Raw genomic sequence first — 25,698 nt, forward strand, 5'->3', positions numbered from 1 at the left:
ACTAAACTGGAGCGGTGACTTTCCCCTTGAATCCTGCCGAGCCGGCCTCTGCCGCTGCCCATCAAGCGGAGCTGTGGAAGCCCGTACTGCTCCGCGCGGCGGCCGCCCTGGCGTTCGGTGCCGTGACCATATTTTGGGCGGCGCCGTCGGTGGCGGGCATGGGATTTGCCGGAGGGCTGTACCTGCTGGCCACCGGCGCAGCGCTTTTCCGGGGTATCCCCCTGAACGGCCTCCGCCGCGACGGGTCGCCCGGCAGGGCCATGTCGGCGGCGGCGTCCATCCTCATCGGCGCGGGTGTGACGCTGATGGTCCTGCAGGGGAACCTGCTGTTCGCCGTTATCGCGGCGCTGGGAATCGGCCTGCTCGCCGCAGTTGAACTGTACTTGGGCTGGCGCTTCCGGGGCCGGCATGTCCTCGCCCGGGACTGGCTCGCCTCGGGCGTCATCGGGCTGGGGACGGCGGTTGCCCTGCCGTTCTTCGTTCCGCTTGGCCCGCATGCCCTGTTGGGGGTTGCCGGCGGAGGTGCCATTATCTCCGGCGTGCTCTGGATCCTTGCTGGCCTTTCGCTCAGGCATGATGCGCGGACGGGCCCTGCGAAGGCCGTAAACTAGAAGGCAAGGGTTCTACTCCTTGTAGAACAAACACACATCACAACGGGCTGGCCCGACCGTCGCCGCCCGCATGAGAGGACACGCCGTGGCAAACCAGAAACCAGGAGAACCGCGCAATCTGCGGACCTCGGTTAAGGGACCGCTGATGTTCTCCGCCTTCTGGGCCGTGGTGGCGTTCTTCGCCGTGCTGATCTTCGCCTCCGGCGGCAGCTCCCGCGTCCCTCGCTTCGACCTCGCGTTCACCGGCGCCGGCATTGCCTTCATCGTCACGCTGGTCATCGCGGCCATGTTGTCCATGAGCTACAAGGACAACGCCGAACATCTGGGCAAGGGATCCGGCGTGAACCTCAGCTCGGCCAAGAGGCCCCCGCACGGATACAGCGGCGGCGGAACCCAGACGCCTCCGGGCGCTTCCGGCTCCGCCGACGGATCAACGCCCGACGGCGACAAGTCCTAGCGCCTGCCGGCTCACCTGCTGCCTGCTCGCCGGCGGCTACTCGCCTGCGGCGCGGCGGGCCCGATACGCCGCCACGTGCGCACGATTGGCGCAGTTTCCAGTGTCGCAGTACCGCTTTGACCGGTTGCGGCTGAGATCCAGCACCACGGCATCACAGTCGTCTGCCGCGCAGACCAGCATTCGGTCCATTTCCTTGGTGCGGATCACGTCCACGAGTGCCATCGCGGCTTCCGTGCCCACGCGGTCAGCCAGTGGAGCGTCGCGGGTAGTGGCGTGAAGGTGCCAGTCCCACCCATCGTGCTTGAGGAGCTGCGGGAGGGCATGGGCTTCGCGCAGGAGCCGGTTGACCCCTTCCACGGCCGTGTCCTCATCGGCGGCCCAAAGCCGGGCGAGCTCCGCCCTGAGAGCGTGGACGCTGGCCAGTTCGGCCGCGTCCCTGGTCCGTGATCCGCTGAAGCCCTCCGCCTCGAGGAACCGGTCGAGGTCCGCCACGGTGGCCAGTTTTTCCTCCCCGTTCGCGGCGCTGTTGATGAGGTGCACCACGGTGCGCAACGCGACCTCAGTGTCAGGGGCAAAAACCATCTTGACTCCTTACTTGGTCAGGCGTACTGTCATGACCAATACCCCACTTTACTCCTGACAGGAGAATGCCGTGTCTGCAGCCAGCAACCGCGCCAGCATTTCGCCCGTGGCCGGGCAGGTCTCGGCTGCGGCTGCCCCAAAAACCGCTTCTGCGCGGAGTTTCCTGGCGTCCGGCCTTGGGATTGCCCTCTTTTCCTCTGCCGTGTTCGGGCTTTCGGGCTCCTTTGCCAAGGCTCTCCTCGAAACAGGCTGGACCCCCGGCGCAGCTGTGGCGCTCCGGTTGACGGGCGCCGCACTCATCCTGGCGGTCCCGGCCGTTCCCGCCCTTCGCGGACGCTGGCACCAGCTGCGATCGAACTGGCTGACCATCGTGCTGTTCGGCCTGATCGGTGTGGCCGCCTGCCAGCTGTTCTATTTCAACGCCGTTTCCCTGCTGTCAGTGGGCGTTGCGCTGCTGCTGGAGTACCTCGCCCCGGTCCTGATCGTGTTGTGGCTCTGGGTGGCCAGCAGGAAGCGGCCGCGGCCGCTTACCGTCGCCGGGTCTCTGTTGTCGCTGGGCGGCCTGGTGCTGGTCCTGGACCTGACAGGCGCCGTCAAGGTGGACTTCGCAGGTGTGCTGTGGGGCGTGGCGGCGGCCGTCTGCCTGGCCATCTACTTCTTCATCACGGCCAAGGAAAATGACACCCTTCCGCCGATCGTCCTGGCCTCGGGCGGTCTCATGGTGGGCGCGGTGGTGATATGGCTGACTGCAGCCACCGGCCTCCTTCCCATGGCCTTCAGCACCGCGGACACCAAACTTGGGCCATGGACCACGCCCTGGTGGGTTGCCCTTGCCGGACTCGTGGTCCTTGCCACCGTCCTGGCCTACGTTTCCGGAATCATGGCCGCCCGCGCCCTGGGTTCGAAGGTGGCTTCCTTCGTTTCGCTGACCGAGGTGCTGTTCGCTGTGATCTGGGCCTGGCTGTTGCTGGGGGAGCTGCCGGCGGTCATCCAGCTGGCAGGCGGCGCCCTTATCGTGGGCGGCGTTGTGCTCGTCAGGCTGGACGAGCTGAGAGGCTCCAAGCGGGGGACGGGACCGGGGACCCAGGTGGGCGCACCGCTTGACCACGCAAATGACGTCGAACCCGTTCCCTAGGCTTTGCACCGCGGCACTCGTCTGCACTCCTTAAACGCCGGGAGGGCCGGACGCCATGGCGTCCGGCCCTCCCGGTGAGTCCCCTAGCGGGAAGCTTCCTCCTGCTGGGTGGCGTTGCGGGAAGCCTGCTTCCCGGCTTCCTCGAGCGCCTGCGCAACCTTGGCAAGGGCGTTGGCGTGCTGGCCGTTCCACTCGCTGCGGAACTTGTCGGCGTCCGGTCCCTTCCAGTCGGTGTTCTGGAGGACGCGGCCCAGCATGTTCTTCTGCTTCTCGATCTCAGCTGAACCAGCCTGAAGCTTGGTGCCCAGGTCTTTCAGCTGAGCAATGTCTGCACCCCAAATAGCCATTCGATATCTCCTTTAATCAACGGACCCGATCCAGTCGGCATCCCCAGCGGCCTCCGGCTCGTCCGGAAGATCCATTGCCTACAAGCTATCCCCCAACACAAAAAGGTGTCGATGGGCACCGCTCCCCATGCAGTCCTCCCCATGGTGGCCGGCGCCCCTGCCGAACGGTCCGGAGGGTCGATCGCAGGCGATCCAGAGCCTAGCATGGGGGTATGTGCCGGAACATCCGAACCCTCCACAACTATGAACCGCACGCCACGTCCGAGGAGGTCTATGCCGCCGCGCTCCAGTACGTGCGCAAGGTCAGCGGCAGCACCAAGCCCTCCAAGGCCAACGAAGAAGCGTTCGACCGTGCAGTCCATGAGATAGCACACGCGACGCAGCACCTGCTGGAATCGCTCGTGACGCACGCCCCGGCGAAGGACCGGGCCGAGGAAGCCGCGAAGGCAAAGGCCAGGGCGGCCGTCCGCTTCGGCGCCGCCTGAACGGCGGCCCGGGGAACGACGCGCGGGGATCTACCTGCCGAAGCCGCGCAGCCGCAGGGAGTTCGCCACCACCAGCACCGAACTGGCTGCCATGGCTACGCCCGCGATCATCGGGTTGAGCAGCCCAAGCGCGGCCACCGGGATGCCCACGGCGTTGTAGAAGAACGCCCAGAAGAGGTTGGTCTTGATGGTGGCCAGGGTGCGGCGGGACAGTTCGATCGCGGTTGCCACCTGGCCGAGGTCGTTGCCCATGACGGTCAGGTCCGCAGCCTCAATGGCCACGTCCGTGCCGGAGCCCATGGCGATGCCCAGGTCCGCCTGTGCCAGGGCAGGGGCGTCGTTAACGCCGTCGCCGGCCATGGCCACGGTCGCACCGCCGGCCTGCAGCCGCCGGACCGCGTCCACCTTGCCTTCGGGCAGCACACCCGCAAAGACATCCTCCGCGGGGATCCCGACGGCGGCGGCCACGTGGGCGGCCACGGCGGCGTTGTCACCGGTCAACAGGATGGGCCGCAGGCCCAGCCGCCTGAGCCGGCTGATCGCGGCTTCGGATCCCGGCTTAATCGTGTCCCGCAGGGAGATGATGCCCGCGGGCTCGCCGTCGACGGCCACCCAGATGGCCGTGGCCCCTGAGTCCTCGGCGGCCGCCAGCGCGTCGAGGAGAGCCGGAGCCGGGGACACGCCGTTCTCGTGAAGCCACCCGGTGCGCCCGGCAACCACCGGCCGCCCTTCCACGGTTCCCGCCACTCCGCCGCCCGGAGCGGAACGGAAGCCGACGACGGCGGGGAGGCGGCCGCCGTCGGCTGCCACTGGCGCAGGGACGGCAGCGCGCGCGGCTGCGGCAATGGCGTGCGCGATCGGGTGCTCGGAGGCGGCTTCCACCGCACCGGCGAAGCGCAGGACGTCGGCATCGCTGAACGGTTCGAAGGCAACTGTGGAATCGACGGCCAGGTGGCCGCTCGTGACGGTGCCGGTCTTGTCCAGCAGGATGGTGTCCGCGGTGCGGGTATCCTCCAGCACCTGCGGGCCACGGATCAGGATGCCGAGCTGGGCGCCCCGGCCTGTGCCGGTCAGGAGGCCCACCGGAGTGGCCAGTCCCAAGGCGCAGGGGCAGGCGATTACGAGCACCGCGACCGCCGCCGTGAACGCCGCGCGCAACTCCTGGTCCGTGATGTCCGGACCCGCAAGCAGCAGCCAGGCCGCAAAGGTGAGGACCGCGATGGCGAGAACGATGGGGACGAAGACCGCACTGATGCGGTCCGCGAGTCGCGCGATCGGAGCCTTGCCGGTCTGTGCCTGGGCCACCAGGCGGCCCATCTGGGCCAGCGTTGTTTCGGAGCCGACACGCGTGGCGCGGACCAGCAGCCGGCCGGAGGTGTTGATGGTGGCACCTGTGACGGGGCTGCCCGGGCCTACTTCGACGGGAACAGCTTCGCCGGTAACCAAGGAGGCGTCGACGGCGGATGAACCGTCCACGACGACGCCGTCCGTGGCGATTTTCTCGCCGGGGCGGACCACGATGACGTCGCCGACCGCGAGCTGGTCAGCAGGGATCTTCACCTCGGTTTCATTGACCAGTACGGTGGCGTCCTTGGCCCCGAGGTTGAGCAGCGCCTTGAGGGCATCGCCTGCCTTCGCCTTGGCGTTCGCCTCGAGGAAGCGGCCCAGCAGCAGGAAGGTGGTGACCACGGCGGCGACCTCGAAGTACAGGCCGCCCGAACCGTTCATCCCTTCCATGCCGGGGTGCTCGGTCAGCCGCGGATCAGCGAGCAGCTGCCCCGCCGAGAAGGCGTAGGCGGCGATAACGCCGAGGGACACCAGCGTGTCCATCGTGGATGCCAGGTGCCGGGCGTTTATGGCCGCCGCGCGGTGGAAAGGCCATGCGGCCCAGCTGACCACCGGGAGGGCCAACGCGGCGGCAACCCATCCCCAGTTCGGGAACTGGAAGGCCGGAATCATCGAGATCAGGAAGACGGGGACGGTCAGGATCGCCGCGGCGATCAGGCGGGGCCTGAGTGACTGGGCGGTGCCGCCATGCGCCAGGTGGTCTTCGTGGTCTCCTGCCGCATCCGCCTGACTGGCATGCCGGATACCTCCGGCGTCGCCGCCCGAAGGGTGCTGGACCGGTTTGATCCTGGCCTTATAGCCCGCCGACGCCACCTGGTCCGTGATCTGTTGGTCCGTGATGCCCGCCGGAACCGTGACATGGGCCGATTCCAGCGGAAGGTTGACCGTGGCCCGCACGCCCTCGAGCTTGCCGAGCTTCTTTTCCACCCGGTTGACGCACGATGCGCAGGTCATGCCCTCGATGTCGAGTTCGACCACCCTGTTGTCTGGGTGGTGGGGCAGTTGATCTGTGCTCATCTCGGCTCCTGGCGCTGTGGGTCGGTTGTGCGTCTTTTGGGCGTCGTTTGTGCGCGTTGCGGGAAGTGGGTTCAGGCCTCGTTGGCGACAACGAGGTAGCCGGCCTCAGCCACGGCTTCGCCGATTTCGGACGGCGAGAGTTCCTGCGTTGAGGTGATGGTGACCTTGGAAAGCCCGCCGGCGTTGAGATCGATGTCGATCTCCTCGACGCCGTCGAGCGATTCAAGCTCTTCACTGACGGCCGACACGCAGTGTCCGCAGGTCATGCCGGAAACGTGGACGGTGGTGGAGATGGTGCTCATTCGAGGCTCCTTGTGATTGGCCGACGGGTAGGCCGGCTGCATGGTGGTTGGTTTTGCCGCTACCGCAGCAGGCGTCCGATGGCGTCCGCGGCTTCTTTCACTTTGAGGTCGATGGCCTCGGCCCGCAGGCCGGGGTCGGGCTCGGAGGCTGCACCGATGACACAGTGGCCGATGTGCTCCTCGACGAGGCCAAGGCTGACCGCATGCAGCGCCTTGGTGACGGCGGCGACCTGGGTCAGGATGTCGATGCAGTACTTGTCCTCCTCCACCATGCGCGCGATTCCCCGCACTTGTCCTTCGATGCGGCGGAGCCTGCGCAAGTAGGCGTCCTTGTCTGCGGTGTAGCCGTGCTGGGGCGGTGATTCTTCGCCGGCCGGTTCTTCGGTCACTGCCGATGACGGTCCTTCGGGAGTGTTCATACCTCCACAATATACCCCTAGGGGGTATCAGTCAACGAGGGCTGCGCCCCGCATCTCCAGCGAAGGCAGGGCGGCCGGGCGCGTCCGGGCACAAAAAAGCTCCGGAGTGCGTTATTGGGGGATACGCACTCCGGAGCGGTCATTGGCAGGCTTTCGTATCAACCTGCGGTCACCAGCTTACTTGGGCCTGGCGGTGTGTGCCACCACCTCGAATAACTACTTTCACTTTACTTACAGGACCGCGGAACTGCCGGGTTTTCCCTCGGGCAAAGCGTCACTCCGGCTCCTCTTGGTGGGCGGGCTTCCGGTACGGCACGACCAGGACCGGACGGCTTTGATGGTGGGTGAGCCAGGCGGCGACTGAGCCGTTGAGGAGCTCCGTAATGCGGTGCCCGAATCCGCGTTCCGGGGTTCCCACGACAATCATGGGGGCGTCCACCTCCGCCGCGAGCCTGCCGAGCGCCCTGGCGGGATCGCCGGCAAGCGTGCGGAGGGTCCACTCCGTGGGTGTCCCGGGCCGGACGGCGGAGGCAATGACTGATTTGAGGTCCTCGGTGACCGACCTGATCTCGTCGTCGTTCTTGTCCGGATGAAGGGAAAGGCGGTGCGTGGACCGCGCAGGATCCCACTCCACGAGGTAGCTGGCCTCATCAACGAAGGCAAAGAGCAGTGGGGCTGTCAGCCGTTGGGCGAGTGCGACGGCCGTCTGAAGTACTTCGGGATGCTGGCCGGGAACTACGCCGACGAGCAGGGGAGACTGGCCACTGAATCGCTCTGGAGGCATACTCAATTGTGTTCCCCGCTGCGGGTAATGACTAGCCTTTGAGCTGGGCGTTTGTCCCCGAAGAGGCCCGGTGGGGACTCCGGCAGGCGGGAGGGCCGAATGCCGCGGCTCCCTTGAATCCGGAGTGCGGCACGCATAGCGTGGAGTCGTAGAGAGGCGGCGGACATGCAAATTTACATGTGGTGGCTTGATCTGGACCTGAAGAGCAAGGAGTGGCTCCGGGAACACCTGCGTGCCGAGGAGCTTCCGCTCTTTGTCATGCAGGGAATCGCCGAAGCCGGGGGCCCGCATCCGGACTCCCCGAAGAGCGTCCTGACCGAAGCCGAGTGGGACTTCATCGAGACCCAGTCGGAATTCGTGGACTGACCCTCGCCTCTGACGGCGAAGTTCCTTCGGTGAACGGGGCAAATCATGAGGACCAGGCCAGCTCGCCTTGAGCATGTGGCGGGATTCAGCATTGACGCCGTGGCTGCGGCCGCGGACCAGAATCCCGGAATGCTCCGGCTGGAGAACCTCGACACGGACCTTGCGCCGCCCGCACCGGCCATCGCGGCGTCACGCGCCGCCGTGGGCGTCGACTCCGCCAATTCGTACCTGCCCTTCAACGGCCAGCTGGCCGCAAGGAAGGCCGTCGCCGGCCGGATCCTTGCGCGAAGCGGCATCAGCTACGATCCCGAAACGGAGGTCGTGGTCACAGCGAGCGACGGCGACTGCCTCCTGGACGCGCTTCTTGCCCTCAGTGATCCTGGCGACGAAGTCATCCTCACGGATCCCACCTACGCAGGCATGCTCAACCGTGTCCGCCTGGCCGGTGGCGTGCCCCGCCTGGTCCCCATGGCCGTTCGCGACGGCGAATGGCGCATGGATCTCGATGCCCTGCGCGAGTCCGTTTCACCGCGCACCCGTGCCGTCTTCCTACAGAACCCGTCGTTCCCTTCCGGCTACCTCCTGAACGAGGAAGAATGGTCCGCGGTCACCTCACTCTGCATCGAGCATGACCTGTGGCTGCTGTACTGGTCGTTTATGGAGGGAATCCTGTACGACGGGCGAAAGGTGATCAGCCCGGTGTCGTTTGCGGGGATGCGGGAACGCACCGTCATCCTGGGAGCTGCTTCGATGGAGCAGCGGATGATCGGGTGGCGGCTTGGATGGATCGTGGCACCGGCCGCCGTCATGCCCGACCTCTCCGTGGTGCATATCTATAACGGCATCACGCCGGGTGGAATTGCGCAGGCCGGACTGATCGCAGCGCTGGAAGCGCCCGACGACGGTCTGGCCGACTGCGTCATTGAATGGCAGCACCGCCGAGACGCCGTCACTGCGGCTCTTGAGGGCTACGCGATCGTCCCGGCGGCCGGTGGCTGGTCCCAGATCGTGGACACTGTGCAGCACGGCGCGGAGCCGGCGGACGTTTCACGGGCCCTGTTGCGGCACGGCGTCGCTGCGACGGCCATGACGGGCTGGGGAGGGGAAATCGCGAACCGCCACCTGCGGCTGGTCTTCAGCAACGAGCCGGTGGAACGGCTCGAGCTGCTGAGTGAGAGGTTCCGCGCCGCAATGAGCGACGTCACCCATCAGAACGGGATGCCCGGCTAAAGTGCCCGGCCCCCGGCAAGAGTGCCAGGGTTCAGGGGCGGTGCACGTCGTGTGGCCGCGTTGCGCCAGCCTGATCCTGGATCCGTTCGGTTGCGGCCCAGCTGGCAAGCAGGCGGAGCCGTTCATCCGAGGGGGATCCGGGTACAGCGGGGTAGATGATCAGACTCAAGCCAGGGTCCATGGCGAGCTCCATGGACTCGTAAGCGAGTTCTAGTTCTCCTACCACCGGGTGGCGGAAAACTTTCGTCCCGGCGTGATGGCTCCGGACATTGTGGGCTGCCCAGCGCTTACGGAAGTCTTCGCTGCGCATGGACAGCTCCCCAACCAGGTCGGCCAGGCGCTTGTCGAAGGGGTTGCGTCCGCTCTGCGTGCGCAACAACGCCACGGTGGTGTTGGCCGCCAGCTCCCAGTCGGGGTAAAAGTCCCGGGCCAGGGGGTCGAGGAAGATGAACCGCGCGTGGTTGGCAGGCTTTGCGGATCCGCGGTACATCTCCGAGTACAGGGCATAGCCGAGCTGGTTGGCCGCCACGATGTCGAGGTAGTGGTTGCCGATGATGGCCGGCGACGTTGTGATGGAGTCGAGCATGAATTGCAGGGTGGGACGGACCGTTCCGCTCCGAAGGGGGCGTTGCCGGGTCCTGGCGGAAGGTCCGGCTGCACGGGCAAGGTTGTAGAGGTGCTCGCGTTCGGAGTCGTCCAGCTTCAGCGCCCTGGCGATGGAGTCCAGAACACTTTCGGAGGTGCCGGCCAGATTCCCTCGCTCAAGCTTCGTGTAGTAGTCCACGCTCACCCCGGCAAGCATCGCAACCTCTTCACGGCGCAGGCCGGGGACCCGGCGTCGGCCGTGCACGAACGTAAGGCCCGCCATCTCCGGGGTGATCCTGGCCCGCCGCGAGGCGAGGAACTCCCGCACTTCCATCCTGTTGTCCACTCCTCAACGCTACCCGCAGCAGCAGGCCGGAGGGAGGTACTGTCAGAACCCGGATAAGCAGGCAGAACCCGGATAATCAGGGCACGTGAACAGGCCTGGCGGGTAGCAGCAGGACGGCGGCGTTGCTGCTCACGATGAGTCCTATGCCGGCCCAAGTGAGTGCGTTGATCCCTTCGTGCAGTGCGACCGCTCCGATCAGAGCGGCGAAGACGGGGTGGATGCTCATCAGCACACCGAACGTGGTGGCGGGGACCTGCCTGAGCGTCAGCAGGTCCGCCAGGTACGGCACGACGGAGGCGAGCAGCCCGGCGCCCACAGCGCACACCACGGCAAAGGTGCTGGGTGGGCTGCTTAAAAAGATGGCGAGCCCGACGGGCAGGAACAGCAGGGCGGAAATGCCGGTGGCGGCTGCAGCTCCCTGGATGCCCGGTATGCGCTCCCCAATGGTCCGGTTGAGGAGGATGTAGGCCGCCCAGGACCCTGCTGCCAGCAAGCCCAGCCCCACGCCGAGGTAATCGGTGGAGGCCGACGGCTGGGTGACGGCCACAACACCGGCGCCGGCAGCGACGGCGCACACGGCAGTGCCCCTGCTGCGGGACCCGGACAGGGCGACGGCCAGGGGCCCGAGGAACTCAAGCGTCACGCCCAGGCCCAGCCCAACGCGCTGAATGGCTGCGTACAAGCCGAGGTTCATCGTGCCGAAGACGACGGCCAGCAGGAGCACCGGCCACCACTGCGCCCAGGTCAGCGTGCGCAGGCGCGGCCGCACAAGCGGCAGGAGGACGGCCGCCGCAATGACCTGGCGTACCGCCACGACGCCGACCGGTCCCATGGCGGGGAACGCCAGCGACCCGGTGGCGGCACCGAGTTGGGTGGAGAGGGCGCTGGCAATGACGGTAGCGGTTCCCGTCCGCCGTGCCGATGGTCCCTTGCTGGATGTGCTCATGGAGAAAGCATGTGCTCGGCCGGACAATACGGGAAATGCATAGAACGCGGCACTCATGCGCCGGATGCATGAATAGGATGGTAAATATGGGTGTCGAACTTCGCCAGCTGAGGTGCCTGGTTGCCGTAAACGACGCAGGAACGTTCACCGACGCCGCCATAGACCTGAACATGTCCCAAGCAGCGGTCTCCCGGAATGTGGCGGCGCTTGAGGAAACCCTGGGTGTCCGCCTGGTGGAGCGGACCACGCGCAGCGTCCGGCTGACGCCCGCGGGGGAGCGCACCGTGCGCCACGCGCGGCAGGCGCTCTCGGTCCTTGAGCTCCTTGAACGTGACGCCCGGACCGGCAGGGACTCGATCCGGATCGGGTATGCCTGGTCTGCGCTGGGGAAACACACGGTCGAGTTCCAGCGCAGGTGGGCTGTTGCTTTCCCGAACATTGAACTCCTCCTGGTGCGGACGAACAGTGCCACGGCGGGCCTGGCCGAGGGAAGGAGTGACTTCGCGATCCTGCGACGCGTCCCCGATACCGCGGCCTTTGATGTTGTCCTCGTGGGCCTCGAGAAGCGCTATTGCGCAATGGCAGCCGACGATCCCCTGGCCGCGAAGCGGTCGGTCTCCCTCGCCCAGGTCGCGGAGCGTCCGCTTGCCCTGGATGCCCGCACGGGAAGCACCGGACTTGACCTTTGGCCGGAAGGCGAGCGGCCCGGGCACGTTGTCCAGATTGATGACATTGACGACTGGCTGACGGTCATCGGGAGCGGCCGTGCGCGGGGCGTTTCTGCCGAATCAACGGCCCACCAGTACAGGCGCCGGGGCGTTGCTTACCGGCCTGTGCGCGATGCGCCGCCGGTGCCTGTCTATGTGGCGTGGTCCAGGACCGACCCGCCCCGTGAGCTCACCGAGATCATCGGACTCCTCTCCGGTCTCTACGCCTGACGTGCCCGGTCCTGACCTAACCACCGCCGGAAGGCCCCTTTGCCCACATCCAACCGTGGCGCGGCATGAAGTCCGCCCGAAGCGCCGCATACTGGAACGAAGAAGCCGTTTGTGGGGAAAGGGTGGGGCACGGGCATGAGGAGCCTGATGAGAGTCGTGCGGAATGAGTACTTTCCCGCGGCAGCCGTGCTGGCGTTTGTGGTGCTGTTTTGGACCGCGGGTTTATTCGGCGGCCTGTCGCTGTTGAGCAGGAGCCAGCCGCCCCTGGCGACACTGACCTGGCTGCTGTTCGTGTACGCCGTTGCTGTGCTGTCACCGATGGCCGGACTGCTGGCCGCCGTCGACCTGGTCCGCCGCTGGTGGCGCAAGCGGCGGCGCGGTGCGCTGCGTGCCGAGGCCCGGACGCGCTTCCGATCCAGGAACCGGGCCTCCAAGGGCTGAGCCCTGTCCACTGATGCCGGCACTGTCCACTGATGCCGGTAAAACCATTGCGGCCGCCCGGCTGGAGTGGTTCGATGGGCTGCATGGCTACCCCAGAGACGTATCTGTTAGCGATCGGGACCAAAAAGGGACTCTGGCTGGCGACCAGTCAGGACCGGAGGCGATGGTCCTTCTCCGGCCCGCACTTCCTGATGAGTGAGATACCGAGCATCGGAATCGACACCAGGGACGGTCGAACCCGGATCATGGTGGGGGTGCGGTCCGAACACTGGGGGCCAACCGTTGCCCATTCCGATGATCTCGGCGCCACCTGGACAGAACCGGAGCAGGGTGCCATCAAGTTTCCCGAGGGCACCGACGCCGCGGTGGAACGTATTTGGCAGATCCACCCTGACGCCGAGTCGCGGCCCGGCGTGGTGTGGGCCGGGGCCGAGCCGATTTCCGTCTGGAAGTCCACCGACGGCGGCGAACACTTTGAACTCAACCGCGGACTGTGGGACCACCCGCACCGCAGCGAATGGGGCGCAGGCTACGGCGGCGCCGCCGCACACTCGATCGTCGTCAACCCCTCCGGCGAGAACGTCCATGTGGCCATGAGCACCGGCGGCGTATACCGGTCACTGGACGGCGGCACGTCCTGGGAGCCCCGGAACAGGGGCATTTCCGCCTACTTCATGCCGGACCCCAACCCGGAATTCGGCCAGTGCGTGCACAAGATCGCCGCAGATGCCGCCGTCGAGGGCCGCCTCTATGCGCAGAACCACCACGGCGTCTACCGCAGTGACGACAACGCCGAAAGCTGGCAATCCATCGCCGAAGGCCTGCCCGCCGATTTCGGGTTTGTGATGCTGACCCATCCGCGGAGGGCCGGCACAGCGTGGGTGGTTCCGCTAAAGGCCGACGGCGAGCGGATCCCGCCCGAGGGCAAGCTCGCCGTGCACCGCACGGACGACGCCGGCGGAACCTGGAAGCGGCTGGACGCAGGCCTGCCGCAGTCCGAATTCAACGCCGTGCTCCGCGACGCCGCAGCGGTGGATGCTGCCGAGCCGGTCGGCGTCTACTTCGGCACGCGCGGGGGTGCCGTGTACGCCAGCGACGACGAGGGCGAAACCTTCACGGAGGTGGCAGCGCACCTGCCTGACGTCCTGTGCGTCCGCGCTGCTGTCGTGTCGGATGCCACCGCGTCGGATGCCGTGTTGGATGCCACGGTCGCGGCCCCGGCATGAGGTCCGCCTGTGGCTGAGATCAGCGTGGTGCTTCCCAGTGTCCTCCAGCCGCTCGCCGGCGGGCAGTCCTTGCTGACTGCGCCCGCCGACGGGACGGTGACTGTGGGCTGGTTGCTGGATGCCGTGACCGGGGATTACCCGGTGCTTGCCAGGCGCCTGCGGGACGAAACCGGGGCCCTCCGCCGCTACGTGAATATTTACGTGAACGGCGACGAGGTCCGGCGTCTCCAGGGCCTGGACACGGAAGTTGCCGCCGGCCAGGAAGTGCTGATCATCCAGTCGGTGGCCGGGGGATAGCTGGCTCAGGCGACGCGCCAAACGCTGCACTCATCGGCATTGATTGCCTTGCGCATGCCCGTGTGATGGTCCATGATCCAGACGACGCCGATCCCGGGCGCTGTCTCCTCGACGCTGCCGCGGCGGATGATGACGTCATCGTAATTGGGGCCCACCGAGAGACGGGCTTCGATCTCATCCCCGCGGTGGAGCTGGTCCAGGGCGCGGACGCGCTTTGAATGGGGTTTGGCTTCCTTCAACATGGAATGGCCTCCTGAGCTGGAGCTGGTGCCTGCTGTTGCTGGCACCACCAGTCTGGCGGGACATTGTTGCGCCTTCGTTTCCTGCCCGTTAGGGCCCGGTTAGTTTCAGGCGCCGGGCCGGTTTCGCCGAAAGAACCTCGTCCGGTCGGTCCGCAGGCAGGGATTGACCCGGCAATCTTCTTTCACAAGACTCTTCAGTGGGCCAGCAGTCCGCACGCCGACCGGGAGGAACCAGCCATGACCATCGAGGAGACCGAGGCAGAAACGGCCTACCGCGCCGGCAGGGAATGGTTCAAGAGCGCGGTGGTGTACCAGATCTACCCGCGCAGCTTCGCCGACTCCGACGGCGACGGCGTGGGGGATCTGAAGGGGATCATCGGCAAGCTGGACTACCTGCAAAAACTCGGCGTCGACGTCGTCTGGCTTTCCCCGGTGTACCGCTCGCCGCAGGATGACAACGGCTACGACATCAGCGACTACCGCGAGATCGACCCCGTCTTCGGCGGCCTTGACACCCTGGATGAACTGCTCGAGGGCCTGCACGCCCGCGGCATGAAGCTGGTCATGGATCTCGTCGTCAACCACACCTCCGACGAGCACCCCTGGTTCGTGGAGTCGCGCTCGAGCAAGGACAACCCGAAGAGGGACTGGTACTGGTGGAGGCCGCCGCGGGATGGCGTGGAGCCCGGCACCGCAGGGGCAGAGCCCAACAACTGGGGGTCAGCGTTCTCCGGCCCTGCCTGGGAGTACGACGCCGCGACCGGCGAGTACTACCTCCACCTCTTTTCGAGGAAGCAGCCGGACCTCAACTGGGAAAACCCGGACGTGCGGGCAGCGGTGTACGACATGATGAACTGGTGGCTGGACCGCGGCGTGGACGGCTTCCGGATGGACGTCATCAACTTCATCTCCAAGGACCAGTCCCTGCCGGACGGCCCCGTCGCCGAGGGCATGCTCTACGGCGACGGCGGGCCCCACTACATCTGCGGTCCCCGCATCCATGAATTCCTGCAGGAGATGCACCGGGAAGTGTTTGCCGGGCGCGACAAGGAACTGCTCACCGTGGGTGAAATGCCGGGGGTGACGGTGGATGACGCCGTGCTGTTCACCGACCAGGGGCGTAGGGAAGTGGACATGGTGTTCCAGTTCGAGCACGTGGCCCTGGACCAGGAGGGCGGCAACAAATGGCGTCCCAAGAAACTCCGGCTCGCCGACCTGAAGCAGTCCCTGGGCCGCTGGCAGGAAGCCCTGGGGGAGCGTGGCTGGAACAGCCTCTACTGGGGCAACCACGATCAGGCCAGGGCGGTATCCCGTTTCGGGGACGACGGAGAATACCGCGAGCAGTCCGCCAAGATGCTGGCGGCCGTTCTCCACCTGCACCGCGGCACCCCGTACGTGTACCAGGGCGAAGAGCTGGGCATGACGAACATGGCATTCGGCGCCATCAGCGACTACCGCGACATCGAGGTCCTGAACCACCACCGGGAGGCGACCACGCACCTCGGCCACACCGACGCCGAGGTTCTCGCGGCACTGGCTCCGCTGAACCGGGACAACGCCCGGACGCCCGTGCAGTGGGATGCCAGCCGTCACGGCGGCTTCACCACGGGCGCGCCGTGGATCGCGGTCAATCCCAACGCCAACACCATCAACGCCGCAGCGCAGGTGGACGACCCCGCGTCGGTCTTCAGCTTCTACCGCCAGGTGATCGCGCTGCGCCATACGGACCCCGTGGTGGCCTACGGTGACTTCACCATGCTGCTGCCCGACGACGAACACGTCTACGCATTCCGGCGCTCACTCCCGGACGCCGAACTGCTGGTCCTGGGCAACTTTTCGGGCAGCGACCAGCACGTGGACATCGCCCGCGTGGACCTCGCCGACTGGGAGGGCGCGGAGCTTGTGCTGGGGAACTATCCGCCCGCGCCCGGACTTGGGCTGCGGCCCTGGGAAGTGAAGGTGCTGCGCCGCACGCCGTAGGTGTGCCGCACCGCTAAGGAGCCGGTCTGTCGCCAGGCCTGTGCACGCGGAACCAGCGGTAGCCGTAGCGTCCCAGTTCGACGGTGAACCCGCCGTCGGGCTCCAGGTCTTCGTTGCCGCCGTCGAGCAGGTCCATCAGGACCGCGCTCTTGAAAGCCCTGGGCGGGCCATCCTTGGGCCCCACGTTCCCGCTGACCTTTACGGTGTCCTCGCCGAAGTTGTGCAGCAGCACCAGGGTGGTCCCGGCCGAGCTGCAGGTGTGCGCGAAGACTGCCGGCTCGGGCTGGTCGATGACGGCGAACTCTCCCCAGCCCAGTTCGGGGCACTCGCGGTAGCGCTGGATGAGGGTGGCCATGAAGTTCCACAGTGACTCCGGGTCGCGCTTGGCAGCTGCCGCGTTGACGTTGTCCGGACCGAAGTCCCCGCGCACCACAGGAGCCATCAGGTCGGAGGCCTTGGCATCCGAGAACCCGCCGTTCTTCTCGCTGGTCCACTGCATGGGCGTCCGGACTGCAGCCCGGCTCTTCTGCCGCAGGTCCTCACCCATCCCGATTTCTTCGCCGTAGTACAGCACTGGCGTTCCTGGTAGCGAGAACATTAGCGAGTAGACCATCCGGATCCGGCCGGCGTCGCCGCCCAGCATCGGCGGCAGCCTGCGCCGGAGGCCCCGGCCGTATACCTGCATGTTCTTCTCCGGGCCGAACGCGGCAAAGACCTCCTCCCGCTCGCCGTCACTGAGCTTGTCTAGGGTCAGCTCGTCATGGTTGCGGACAAACATGGCCCACTGGTTGTCCGGATTTAGCGGCGGCCGGGCCTTGAGCGTTTCCGCCAATGGCCGGGCATCCTTCCGTGCCAGCGAAAGGTAGAGGTGCTGCATGGACATGAAGTCGAACTGCATGTTCAGCTCGTTGCCCTCGGCCCCGCCGAAGTATTCCAGCTGCTCCTTGTATGGCAGGTTCACCTCGCCCAGCAGCACCGCGCTGCCCTTGCGCCGGTCGAGGAAACTGCGCAGGGCGGACAGGTAGTCGTGCGGATCGATGTTGGCGGCCTCATCTTTGGGCTGCCCGCGGGTTTCCAGGAAGAACGGCACGGCATCGAGCCGGAAACCCTCCAGACCCAGCTCCAGCCACAGGCCCATGGCCTTGGCGATCTCGTTCCGGACCTTGGGGTTGGTGACGTTGAGGTCCGGCTGGTGCTCGTTGAACATGTGCAGGTACCACTCGCCGGTGGCGTCATCCTGGGTCCAGATGGACGTTTGTTCCCCCGGGAACACCACTTCCGAGGAGGTATCCGGCGGGGTGTCCTTGCGCCACACATAGAAGTCGCGGTACGGGTTGTCCACGGACTTCCGGGCTTCCAGGAACCACGGATGCTGGTTCGAGGTGTGGTTGACCACGAAGTCCGCGATCACCCGGATGCCGCGGTCCTTCGCCGTGCGGATGAACTCCACCAGATCGCCCATGGTGCCCAGCCGGCTGTCCACGCTGAAGAAATCGGTGACGTCGTAGCCGTCGTCCCGGTCGGGCGACGGGTAGAACGGCATGAGCCAGATGCAGCTCACGCCCAGCGCCGCGAGGTAGTCCACACGCTGGGTGAGTCCGGCGAAATCGCCGGTGCCGTCGCCGTCGTCGTCGAAAAAGGTCTCTACGTCGAGGCAGTAGATGACGGCGTTCTTCCACCACAGGTCCGAGGTCGCTGCGATTTTCATGCCGCGCGCACCTCCTTCAGCTGGGGCAACACCTTGCCGGCGAACGCATCGATGAACGGAGCCTGCTGCTGGCCCACGAAGTGGAGATACAGCTCGTCGAAGCCGAGGTCCGCGTATTCCCCGAGCCACTCGGCGTGCTGGTCCAGGCTGGCGGAGATGTTCACCGATCGGCGGAGCTGTTCCTCGCCCACCTCTGCGCTGACCCCGTCGAAATGGGCGGCGGTGGGCAGATCCCAGGGGATGGGCGGGGCGAAAACGTTGGACCGCCACTGGTCCCCGGCAATGGCCACGGCTTCCTCCTCTGTGGGGGCCCAGGACAGGTGGATCTGCAGGATCGCTTTGCCCCGGCCGTCGTGGTCCCGGTACGCGCTAAGCATTTCGTGGAGCTTGTCATGGGGCTGGTTCACGGTGACCAGCCCGTCCGCCCATGCGGCGGAGCGTCGGGCCGTCTCCACGCTGATGGCAGGCGCGATGAGCTGCGGCGCGGGCTCCGGAACATCCCAGATCCGTGCCTGCTCCACCGTGACCAGCCCATGGTGCGTGACCTCCTCGCCGGCGTGCAGGCGGCGGATGACGCTGACACACTCTTCCAGGCGCTGCTGGCGGGTCTCCTTCAGCGGCCATGGGTCCCCGGTGATGTGCTCGTTCATGTTCTCTCCACTGCCCAGAGCCACCCAGAACCGCTCCGGGAACATTGAGGCCAGCGTGGCTGAGGCGTGGGCGATGATGGCGGGGTGGTAGCGCTGGCCCGGGGCGTTGACCACTCCGAACCGCATCCTCGTAGTTGCCAGCGCCGCCCCCAGCCAGGACCAGGCGAATCCGGAATGCCCCTGCCGCGCGGACCAGGGTTCGATGTGGTCCGAGCACATGGCGGCGTCGAAGCCGGCCTCCTCTGCGTGCTGGACATCCTTCAGGAGCTGTCCCGGGCTGATCTGTTCATGCGATGCGTGAAAACCGATGGCTGCCATCGTTAATGTCTACCGGCGGCCGTTGCCAGTGTCGAGGGCCACCTCTGGCCGCGCTCCCGATTCAGCCCTAACCTATCGGGCAGGAGCACAGGCGATTACACGGCCGTCCGCTGAACGACGGCGCGAGAAGCAAACGGAGGCGCTACCCATGGGACAGGACAAAATAGCCACCGCCATAAAGGCTGCGCGCGAATATCTCACCGCCAACCCCGAAGAGGCGCGCTACCGGGACAGTGCTGCCACGGCTGTGGTTGAGGACGGCCTGCGGATAAAGATCACCGGCGACGACGGTGCCTCCACCGTGACGGACATGGTCGCGGGCGTGGGTGGTGGCGGGACCGCGCCGTCCCCGGGCTGGCTTTTCCGCGCGGCCTACGCGTCCTGCGTGGCCACGCTCATTGCGATGCGGGCAGCAGAATCGGGGATCACCCTGGACCGGCTGGAGGTCACGGTGGACAGCGAGTCTGACGACCGGGGCATCCTAGGGATTGCAGCAGACATCCCTGCGGGGCCGATCAGCGCCGGGGTTGGCGTTCGGGCAGTTGCCGCCGGCGTTGACGCGGAGACACTGCGCGCGATCATCAGCTGGGGCGTGGCCCATTGCCCCGTTGACGATGCCGTGAGGCGTGCCGTCCCCGTGGAACTCCGGGTGGACATCGGCTGATCCGGCGTGGGCCTTGCCGTCGCCCGCTGCCCCCTAGGCAACCGGCCGGTTGCCACGGAGGGGGTGGCGCGGGAGCGGGCCGCGGGTAAGAATGGGGCCTATGCAGCTGCCGGTCATGCCTCCCGTTTCTCCGATGCTCGCCAAATCAGTGGCCGCCATCCCGGACGGGGCCATGAGCTACGAGCCGAAGTGGGACGGGTTCCGGTCCATCATCTTCCGTGACGGCGACGACGTGGAGATCGGCAGCCGCAACGAAAAGCCGATGACGCGCTACTTCCCCGAGCTCGTGGAAGCGCTGAAGGCGAATCTGCCGCCAAAATGCGTGCTCGATGGTGAGATCGTGCTGGTGGGGACTTCCGGGGACCGGCTCGACTTCGACGCCCTGCAGCAGCGGATCCACCCGGCCGCGAGCCGCGTGAAACTGTTGTCCGAGCAGACGCCCGCCAAGTTCGTGGCCTTTGATCTGCTGGCACTGGGCGATGAGGATTTCAGCGGCAGGCCCTTCGCGGAGCGCCGCGCAGCCCTGGAGGAAGTCTTCACCGCCGCCAGCGCTCCGGTGCACCTGACCGTCGCCACGCAGGACCGGGAGCTGGCCGGAAAATGGTTCCACCAGTTTGAAGGCGCAGGCCTCGACGGGATCATCGCCAAGCCCCTCAACGGCGTATACCAGCCGGACAAGCGGGTCATGTTCAAGGTCAAGCATGAGCGCACGGCAGACTGCGTCCTGGCCGGGTACCGGCTGCACAAGAGCGGCCCGGCTGCCATCGGATCCCTGCTCCTGGGCCTGTACAGGCCCGACGGCGAACTGGCCAGCGTAGGGGTGGTGGGCGCCTTACCCATGCAGCGGCGGAAGGAGCTTTTCGAGGAGCTGCAGCCGCTGGTGACCGACTTTGACCACCACCCGTGGGCCTGGGCCAAGCAGGAGGAAGGGACCCGCACGCCGCGCAATGCCGAGGGCAGCCGTTGGAGCGCGGGAAAGGACCTGTCCTTCACCCCGCTGCGCCCAGAACGGGTGCTGGAAGTGAAGTACGACCATATGGAGGGCGAGCGGTTCCGGCACACGGCGCAGTTTGTCCGCTGGCGCCCGGACCGCGAACCGGAATCGTGCACGTATGAGCAGCTGGAGGAGCCGGTGAAGTTCGATCTCGCAGAAGTGCTGGCAGGGCCGCCGTCGTGACCTTCTTTGAAGCTAATCCGGCCGAATAGGCGGGGGACTCGCCGTGTCATGGGGCGTTTGGCAGGCAAAAGGGGTCACGACGGCGGGACGCACCTGCGCCGGTCATTCTGAACCTGGGGCAAACCAGCGGCTACAGCTGAAATTTGCCCCCATGAATGACGTACCGCCCGGCCTCCCGGGGCCATAGACTCTAGCCAACTACGTGCAGCAGCGCCGCTCCGTGAATCCTGCCCTGGGCGGGACCCGAGGAGTGCAAGCGCCGCTGCACCCGTTGGAAGGAAGTGGCGGGTGAAGCTGGGCATCGCGCGGGAGCGCAGGGAAGGCGAACGGCGGGTCGCCGCGACGCCAGAGACCGTGAAACAGCTGGCCGGACTGGGGCTTGAGGTGCTGGTCGAGTCCCGGGCGGGGGTCTTCGCGGGGCACGGTGACGACGACTACCTGCAGGCCGGCGCCCTGGTGGTTCAGGACCTGGACCTCGGCGAACTCGATGTGTACGCCCATGTCCGTCCGCTCGAGCTTCCGACGGCGGCAGCTTTGCGCCGGGGGGCCGTCACTGTGGGACTCGCCTCGCCGTCGTCCGAACTCGCCACCGTGAGGGAACTCGCCGAAGGAGGCATCACATCGTTCGCCCTGGAGCTTGTCCCGCGGATATCGCGCGCCCAGTCCATGGATGCCTTGTCCTCGCAGGCGCTTGTGGCCGGCTACCGCTGCGTGTTGGAGGCGGCCATCCGGCTGCCCCGCTTCTTTCCCCTCTACATGACTGCCGCCGGAACCGTCCCGCCCGCGCGGGTCCTGGTGCTCGGCGTCGGCGTGGCCGGGCTGCAGGCCATCGGCACTGCGAAGAGGCTCGGTGCCCGTGTTTCGGCCAACGACATCCGTCCCTCCTCCGCGGAGGAAGTCACCTCGATGGGCGGCACGTTCATCAAACTGGACCTTGAGACGGCGGAGGCGTCGGGCGGTTATGCACGCGAGCTCAGCGCCGACCGCGGTGCCCTGCAGCGCCGGCTGCTGGCGCCGCACGTCGCCGAAGCGGACGTGCTGATCACGACGGCGGCCGTCCCCGGACGGCGGGCACCGCTCCTGGTGACCCGGGACATGGTGGAGGCAATGCGCCCGGGGTCTGTCGTCGTCGACCTCGCCGCGGAGTCCGGCGGCAACGTGGAGGGTTCCCTGCCGGGACGGGACGTCCAGTTCCCGACCGCCGACGGCCGGGGCGCCGTAACTGTTGTCGGCCTGAAGGACGCGCCGTCCGCCATGCCCACCGACGCCTCCCGGCTGTACGCAAAGAACGTGGCCAACCTGCTGGCCCTGATGACCCGCGGCGGCACAGTGGCGCCGGATTTCGACGACGATGTGATTGCCGGCGCCTGCCTGACGCACGACGGCGTGGTGCGGCATCCGCCCACGGCGGAGGCGCTCGCCGCGCTCGCGGCAGAAAACGAGAAGGCGTCCGAGAACGAGGGGGTGGTCTGATGGACGGCATCAGCCTGCTCACGATCACCGTGCTGGCGGTCTTCGTGGGCTTTGAAGTGGTTTCCAAAGTCTCCAGCACGCTGCACACCCCGCTGATGTCCGGGGCCAACGCCATCCACGGCATCATCCTGGTGGGCGCCATCATTGTTGCGGGCCAGGCAGCACACCCGTGGGTGCTCGCCGTCGCACTCCTCGCGGTCGTTCTCGCCACCGCGAACCTCGTCGGCGGCTTCGTGGTGACGGACCGGATGCTGGAAATGTTCCGGGGGCGCTCGGGCAAGACGGAAAAACAGCCAGGAACATCCGGCAAGGGCGCGTCCCGCGAAGGCCAGGAGAGCGTTAAATGACACTCCTTGACCCCACGCTGACGTCGCTGCTCTACCTCGTGGCGGCCGTGTTTTTCATCCTCGCCCTCAAGGGCCTGAACTCGCCGCGCACGGCACGCCGCGGCAACCTCATTGGCGCCTTTGGTGCGCTGGTCGCCGTCGTGACGGTCTTCTTTTCCGTCCGGCTGGACAACATCCCGTGGATCGTGGGCGCCATCGCCGTGGGATCCGGCGTGGCAGCTCCGGTGGCCCGCCGCGTCCAGATGACCCAGATGCCGCAACTCGTGGCGCTCTTCAACGGCGTGGGCGGCGGTGCGGCCGCGTTGGTGGCGCTGCTCGAACTGCCCCACGCCGAGGACACCTGGATGCGCCTTGCCGTCGTCTTTACCCTGCTCGTAGGTGCCGTCTCCTTCTCCGGTTCCGGCGTCACGTTCGCCAAACTGCAGGAGCTGATGACCACCCGCCCGGTGGTGTTCCCGGGTCTGCCTGCCGTGATGGGCGCGGTGCTGCTGGCGGCGGTGGGGGCCGGGGCCGCCGTCGTTCTGGGCGGTTCCCTGGCGCTCGCGCTGGTGCTCCTGCTGCTCGGACTGGTGGCCGGCGTGCTGCTGGTCCTGCCGGTGGGCGGCGCGGACGTGCCGATCGTCATTTCCCTGCTCAACGCGTTCACCGGCCTCGCTGTCGCGGCCTCCGGCCTGGTGCTGGGCAACGTGCTCCTGGTGGTGGCGGGCACGCTGGTGGGCGCCTCGGGCACCATTCTCACCCGGGCCATGGCGGCGGCCATGGGCCGCAGCGTTGCCGGCATACTCTTCGGGGCGTTCCGGGGAGGTTCGACGGCGGGATCGACGGCGGTCAGCGACCGCCCCGTCCGCTCCTCCAGCGCGGAGGACGTGGCGGTGCTCCTGGGCTATGCGCAGCGGGTAATCATCGTGCCCGGGTACGGCCTCGCGGTGGCGCAGGGACAGCACACCGCCGCGGAGCTCGCCCTGGCCTTGGAGTCCCGCGGCATCAGCGTGGACTTCGCCATCCACCCGGTGGCCGGACGCATGCCGGGGCACATGAACGTGCTGCTGGCCGAGGCCAATGTGCCGTACGAGTCGCTCAAGGAGATGGGTGAAATCAACTCCGAGTTCCGGACCGCCGACGTAGCGCTGGTCGTTGGCGCGAACGACGTCGTCAATCCCGCGGCCAAGACGTCCGCCGGTTCGCCGATCTACGGCATGCCCATCCTCGAGGTGGCCGACGCGCGGCAGGTGGTGTTCCTCAAGCGCTCGCTGCGCCCGGGCTTCGCGGGGATCGAAAACGACCTCATGTACGAGCCGCAGACCACCCTGCTGTTCGGCGACGCCAAAGAGTCGCTCACGAAGGTGCTGGGTGCCGTCAAGGCGCTGTAGGAGCGCGCCGTCGCTGAGAGCACCCGTCGGGCACCCGTCCGGTGAAGAACACGTGTTGTGCTCGTGGCGGCAGGATTTACGAAGCATGCTGCGTAATTTCAGGGAATCCGGCTACCATTTGAGTTCCGCGGCTTTGCCGCCCTCATCAGTCGAAGGACATCATGCCAGCGAACAACGCCTCCCCGCCGCAACGGGCCGCCGTGGTCATCAATCCCGCCAAGGTCGCCGCTGGCGCAGACCTCCGCGCCGCGCTGGTCCGGCTGTGCGACACGCAGGGCTGGGCTGAACCGCTGTGGCTGGAAACCACCGTTGAGGATCCGGGCATTGGCCAGGCCCGCCAGGCGGTGGAGGCCGGGGTCGACGTCGTTATCGCCGCCGGCGGCGACGGCACCGTGCGCTGTGTGGCGGAGGTGCTCGCAGGAACCGACACTCCGCTGGGGCTGGTGCCGCTCGGAACCGGCAACCTGCTGGCCCGCAACCTCGGCCTGGACGTCAGCGACCCCGTCTCTGCAGCGTATGACGTGCTGAATGGCACGGAACGCACCGTGGACGTGGTCAGGTGCAGCTTCGACCACTCCGAGGGCGAGAACGTGTTCCTGGTGATGGCCGGAGTGGGCTACGACGCCGCCATCATGGCGGACACAGTGGATGTCCTCAAGGACCGCATGGGCTGGCTCGCTTACGTCGAAGCGGGTATCCGCAAGCTGCCCGGCAAGCCCATAAGGGCCACCGTTCGCATGGAGGGCAAGCACCCGGTCAAGCGCCGGATCCGCAGTGTGATGATCGGCAACTGCGGCCGGCTCATGGGGGGAATAGAGATTTTTCCTGAGGCGAAGATCGACGACGGCCTCCTTGACCTGCTGGTCCTGGCCCCGCGCGGCAGGTTCGGCTGGCTGGGTGTCATAGCAGGCATTTTCGGCCGCAGGAAGAACAAGAGGCAATCAGCGGAGTACTTCCAGGGCAAGAGCGCGGAGGTCACCCTGGAGCATGAGCAGGAGTTCCAGCTCGACGGTGACCACGTCGGCGCCGGTAAGCACATGGCCATCCGCCTGGAGCCGGGTGCGCTCAGGATCCGCATGTAGCGCAAGGGTTTAAGTGTCGACGGCGGCGGGCCGCTCCCAGTGGGCGTCCCGCCGCCGTCTGTCTTGTCCGGGCTGCTGTATCGGCGGGCTGGTGTCAGTCCGCGAGCAGCCTGCCCCACCTTGGTGCGAGCAAGGGGGACCCGGCAAGTTTGAGGCAGTGCCACAGGGTCACAGCCACGGAATCCAGTACGGGAACACCGGTTTCGGCCTCGACTTCGGCCGCGATGTTGGCACCGTACAGGTTGGTGCACAGGTAGACCAGGGCGTCCGGCGCCGCTGCCGCCAGTTCCAGTGAACCGGGGCGCATCTCCTCGTCGGTGACCCGTGCGAAAGACTCGTTGTCGCTCAGGCCCAGGGCGCGGTGGCCCACCGTTTTGATGCCGTCCTGCTCATAGGAGGTGATGACGGCAAGGTTCACGTCCTCCGTGTATGGCGTGAACAGCCCGATCCGCTCCGTGCCGAACGACCGGAACGCCTCCAGATAGGCAAGCGTTGACGTCGTGGCCGGGATGCCGGTGGTTTCGGAGATCTCCCGCACCAGCTCACGGTCGTGGTCCGCTCCGAGCCAGGACCCCGAGGTGCCGTTCCAGGCAATGACGTCCACGTCCGCCGTCGCGAGGAGCGCAGCCGCATCACGCATGACGGCCGGATCGAACTGCTTATCGGAGGAGTCGTCCAGGGCAATCCGGGTCACGGGGATCCGGGTGAAGTGGATGGTGACGTCGTCCCGGCCACCCAGGATGCGGTAGCTCTGCGGTTCAAGACAAGTGTTGGAAGACGGCACGATCATGCCGATGCGGGTCTTGCGTGTTGCGGAAGGCATGGG

Annotated in this window: 29 protein-coding genes; 17 read left to right on the forward strand and 12 right to left on the reverse strand. The window is 66.8% G+C overall.

The features are described from left to right. The first annotated feature begins 14 nt into the window (after positions 1-14). Together AC5RUM_RS04125 and AC5RUM_RS04130 are read left to right on the forward strand one after the other, a co-directional pair. The gene (locus tag AC5RUM_RS04125) at positions 15-611 is read left to right on the forward strand and encodes a hypothetical protein (RefSeq protein ID WP_494033726.1); all 597 of its coding nucleotides are present in this window, start codon (positions 15-17) and stop codon (positions 609-611) included. A gap of 85 nt (positions 612-696) precedes the next feature. After that, positions 697-1,068 (forward strand): hypothetical protein, encoded by a 372-nt coding sequence (locus AC5RUM_RS04130; protein WP_494033727.1) that lies wholly within the window; start codon positions 697-699, stop codon positions 1,066-1,068. 36 nt (positions 1,069-1,104) lie between these two features. Here AC5RUM_RS04130 and AC5RUM_RS04135 read toward each other — a convergent pair whose 3' ends face one another. Beyond that, positions 1,105-1,650 (reverse strand): CGNR zinc finger domain-containing protein, encoded by a 546-nt coding sequence (locus tag AC5RUM_RS04135; protein WP_494033728.1) that lies wholly within the window; start codon positions 1,648-1,650, stop codon positions 1,105-1,107. A 106-nt stretch (positions 1,651-1,756) separates the two neighbouring features. On the opposite strand from AC5RUM_RS04135, the gene AC5RUM_RS04140 reads away from it, so the two are divergent. Further along, a complete protein-coding gene (locus tag AC5RUM_RS04140) occupies positions 1,757-2,785 on the forward strand; it encodes an EamA family transporter (RefSeq protein ID WP_494033885.1) in 1,029 nt (342 codons plus the stop codon). 83 nt (positions 2,786-2,868) lie between these two features. Here AC5RUM_RS04140 and AC5RUM_RS04145 read toward each other — a convergent pair whose 3' ends face one another. Beyond that, positions 2,869-3,132: a hypothetical protein gene (locus AC5RUM_RS04145; RefSeq protein WP_400576823.1), complete on the reverse strand. Its 264-nt coding sequence runs from the start codon at positions 3,130-3,132 to the stop codon at positions 2,869-2,871. 212 nt (positions 3,133-3,344) lie between these two features. Here AC5RUM_RS04145 and AC5RUM_RS04150 point away from each other — a divergent pair, with 212 nt between their 5' ends. Beyond that, entirely contained in the window at positions 3,345-3,617 is a 273-nt protein-coding gene (locus tag AC5RUM_RS04150; RefSeq protein WP_400576819.1) for a DUF2277 domain-containing protein, read from the forward strand. A 30-nt stretch (positions 3,618-3,647) separates the two neighbouring features. On the opposite strand, the gene AC5RUM_RS04155 is transcribed toward AC5RUM_RS04150, so the two are convergent. The 4 genes from AC5RUM_RS04155 to AC5RUM_RS04170 form a co-directional block, all read right to left on the reverse strand. Then, a complete protein-coding gene (locus tag AC5RUM_RS04155) occupies positions 3,648-5,981 on the reverse strand; it encodes a heavy metal translocating P-type ATPase (protein ID WP_494033729.1) in 2,334 nt (777 codons plus the stop codon). Between the two features lie 71 nt (positions 5,982-6,052). Further along, on the reverse strand, positions 6,053-6,283 hold the full coding sequence (locus AC5RUM_RS04160; RefSeq protein WP_494033730.1) for a heavy-metal-associated domain-containing protein: 231 nt from the start codon (positions 6,281-6,283) through the stop codon (positions 6,053-6,055). Between the two features lie 59 nt (positions 6,284-6,342). Next, positions 6,343-6,702 carry a metal-sensitive transcriptional regulator gene (locus tag AC5RUM_RS04165; protein ID WP_494033731.1) on the reverse strand — a complete coding sequence of 120 codons (360 nt, stop codon included), beginning with the start codon at positions 6,700-6,702 and terminating at the stop codon, positions 6,343-6,345. Between the two features lie 274 nt (positions 6,703-6,976). Further along, positions 6,977-7,486, reverse strand: a complete 510-nt coding sequence (locus AC5RUM_RS04170) for a universal stress protein (RefSeq protein WP_494033732.1) — start codon at positions 7,484-7,486, stop codon at positions 6,977-6,979. A 165-nt stretch (positions 7,487-7,651) separates the two neighbouring features. On the opposite strand from AC5RUM_RS04170, the gene AC5RUM_RS04175 reads away from it, so the two are divergent. Continuing rightward, on the forward strand, positions 7,652-7,852 hold the full coding sequence (locus AC5RUM_RS04175; protein WP_400576808.1) for a hypothetical protein: 201 nt from the start codon (positions 7,652-7,654) through the stop codon (positions 7,850-7,852). Between the two features lie 45 nt (positions 7,853-7,897). Then, a complete protein-coding gene (locus tag AC5RUM_RS04180; protein WP_494033733.1) occupies positions 7,898-9,082 on the forward strand; it encodes a pyridoxal phosphate-dependent aminotransferase in 1,185 nt (394 codons plus the stop codon). Between the two features lie 31 nt (positions 9,083-9,113). Here the strand turns inward: AC5RUM_RS04180 and AC5RUM_RS04185 are convergent, their stop codons facing one another. Both AC5RUM_RS04185 and AC5RUM_RS04190 read right to left on the reverse strand, forming a co-directional pair. Continuing rightward, the gene (locus AC5RUM_RS04185) at positions 9,114-10,013 is read right to left on the reverse strand and encodes a helix-turn-helix transcriptional regulator (RefSeq protein WP_494033734.1); all 900 of its coding nucleotides are present in this window, start codon (positions 10,011-10,013) and stop codon (positions 9,114-9,116) included. A gap of 76 nt (positions 10,014-10,089) precedes the next feature. Then, positions 10,090-10,959, reverse strand: coding sequence for an EamA family transporter (locus tag AC5RUM_RS04190; protein WP_494033735.1), 870 nt, complete (start codon positions 10,957-10,959; stop codon positions 10,090-10,092). Positions 10,960-11,045: 86 nt separating this feature from the next. On the opposite strand from AC5RUM_RS04190, the gene AC5RUM_RS04195 reads away from it, so the two are divergent. From AC5RUM_RS04195 to AC5RUM_RS04210, 4 genes are all read left to right on the forward strand, one after another. After that, positions 11,046-11,897 (forward strand): LysR family transcriptional regulator, encoded by an 852-nt coding sequence (locus AC5RUM_RS04195; RefSeq protein ID WP_494033736.1) that lies wholly within the window; start codon positions 11,046-11,048, stop codon positions 11,895-11,897. A gap of 147 nt (positions 11,898-12,044) precedes the next feature. Continuing rightward, complete coding sequence (locus tag AC5RUM_RS04200; RefSeq protein ID WP_494033737.1) at positions 12,045-12,338, forward strand: hypothetical protein; 294 nt, start codon at positions 12,045-12,047, stop codon at positions 12,336-12,338. A gap of 74 nt (positions 12,339-12,412) precedes the next feature. Continuing rightward, a complete protein-coding gene (locus AC5RUM_RS04205; RefSeq protein WP_494033886.1) occupies positions 12,413-13,564 on the forward strand; it encodes a WD40/YVTN/BNR-like repeat-containing protein in 1,152 nt (383 codons plus the stop codon). Positions 13,565-13,573: 9 nt separating this feature from the next. Next, on the forward strand, positions 13,574-13,861 hold the full coding sequence (locus AC5RUM_RS04210; RefSeq protein WP_309994074.1) for a MoaD/ThiS family protein: 288 nt from the start codon (positions 13,574-13,576) through the stop codon (positions 13,859-13,861). Between the two features lie 5 nt (positions 13,862-13,866). Here AC5RUM_RS04210 and AC5RUM_RS04215 read toward each other — a convergent pair whose 3' ends face one another. Then, complete coding sequence (locus AC5RUM_RS04215) at positions 13,867-14,103, reverse strand: hypothetical protein (RefSeq protein ID WP_494033738.1); 237 nt, start codon at positions 14,101-14,103, stop codon at positions 13,867-13,869. 237 nt (positions 14,104-14,340) lie between these two features. Here AC5RUM_RS04215 and AC5RUM_RS04220 point away from each other — a divergent pair, with 237 nt between their 5' ends. Next, complete coding sequence (locus AC5RUM_RS04220; protein ID WP_494033739.1) at positions 14,341-16,083, forward strand: glycoside hydrolase family 13 protein; 1,743 nt, start codon at positions 14,341-14,343, stop codon at positions 16,081-16,083. Positions 16,084-16,096: 13 nt separating this feature from the next. On the opposite strand, the gene AC5RUM_RS04225 is transcribed toward AC5RUM_RS04220, so the two are convergent. Beyond that, entirely contained in the window at positions 16,097-17,791 is a 1,695-nt protein-coding gene (locus AC5RUM_RS04225; RefSeq protein WP_494033740.1) for an alpha-amylase family protein, read from the reverse strand. Beyond that, positions 17,788-18,759, reverse strand: coding sequence for a TIGR03885 family FMN-dependent LLM class oxidoreductase (locus AC5RUM_RS04230; RefSeq protein WP_494033741.1), 972 nt, complete (start codon positions 18,757-18,759; stop codon positions 17,788-17,790). The genes AC5RUM_RS04225 and AC5RUM_RS04230 overlap by 4 nt, the downstream gene beginning before the upstream one ends. 148 nt (positions 18,760-18,907) lie before the next feature. Between AC5RUM_RS04230 and AC5RUM_RS04235 the strand changes: the two genes are divergently transcribed. The 6 genes from AC5RUM_RS04235 to AC5RUM_RS04260 all read left to right on the forward strand — a co-directional run bounded on the left by AC5RUM_RS04235 (position 18,908) and on the right by AC5RUM_RS04260 (position 24,872). Further along, complete coding sequence (locus tag AC5RUM_RS04235) at positions 18,908-19,423, forward strand: OsmC family protein (protein WP_494033742.1); 516 nt, start codon at positions 18,908-18,910, stop codon at positions 19,421-19,423. Positions 19,424-19,523: 100 nt separating this feature from the next. Next, positions 19,524-20,600, forward strand: a complete 1,077-nt coding sequence (locus AC5RUM_RS04240) for an ATP-dependent DNA ligase (RefSeq protein WP_494033743.1) — start codon at positions 19,524-19,526, stop codon at positions 20,598-20,600. A 288-nt stretch (positions 20,601-20,888) separates the two neighbouring features. Continuing rightward, a complete protein-coding gene (locus tag AC5RUM_RS04245; protein ID WP_494033744.1) occupies positions 20,889-22,073 on the forward strand; it encodes a Re/Si-specific NAD(P)(+) transhydrogenase subunit alpha in 1,185 nt (394 codons plus the stop codon). After that, the gene (locus AC5RUM_RS04250; protein ID WP_494033745.1) at positions 22,073-22,420 is read left to right on the forward strand and encodes an NAD(P) transhydrogenase subunit alpha part 2; all 348 of its coding nucleotides are present in this window, start codon (positions 22,073-22,075) and stop codon (positions 22,418-22,420) included. The genes AC5RUM_RS04245 and AC5RUM_RS04250 overlap by 1 nt, the downstream gene beginning before the upstream one ends. Continuing rightward, positions 22,417-23,790 (forward strand): NAD(P)(+) transhydrogenase (Re/Si-specific) subunit beta, encoded by a 1,374-nt coding sequence (locus tag AC5RUM_RS04255; protein ID WP_494033746.1) that lies wholly within the window; start codon positions 22,417-22,419, stop codon positions 23,788-23,790. Before AC5RUM_RS04250 ends, AC5RUM_RS04255 begins: the two co-directional genes overlap by 4 nt. A gap of 161 nt (positions 23,791-23,951) precedes the next feature. Then, positions 23,952-24,872, forward strand: a complete 921-nt coding sequence (locus tag AC5RUM_RS04260) for a diacylglycerol/lipid kinase family protein (RefSeq protein ID WP_494033747.1) — start codon at positions 23,952-23,954, stop codon at positions 24,870-24,872. Between the two features lie 94 nt (positions 24,873-24,966). On the opposite strand, the gene AC5RUM_RS04265 is transcribed toward AC5RUM_RS04260, so the two are convergent. Beyond that, on the reverse strand, positions 24,967-25,695 hold the full coding sequence (locus AC5RUM_RS04265) for a maleate cis-trans isomerase family protein (RefSeq protein WP_494033748.1): 729 nt from the start codon (positions 25,693-25,695) through the stop codon (positions 24,967-24,969). Positions 25,696-25,698: the final 3 nt, after the last annotated feature.

This window comes from Arthrobacter sp. B2060 (assembly GCF_059090445.1).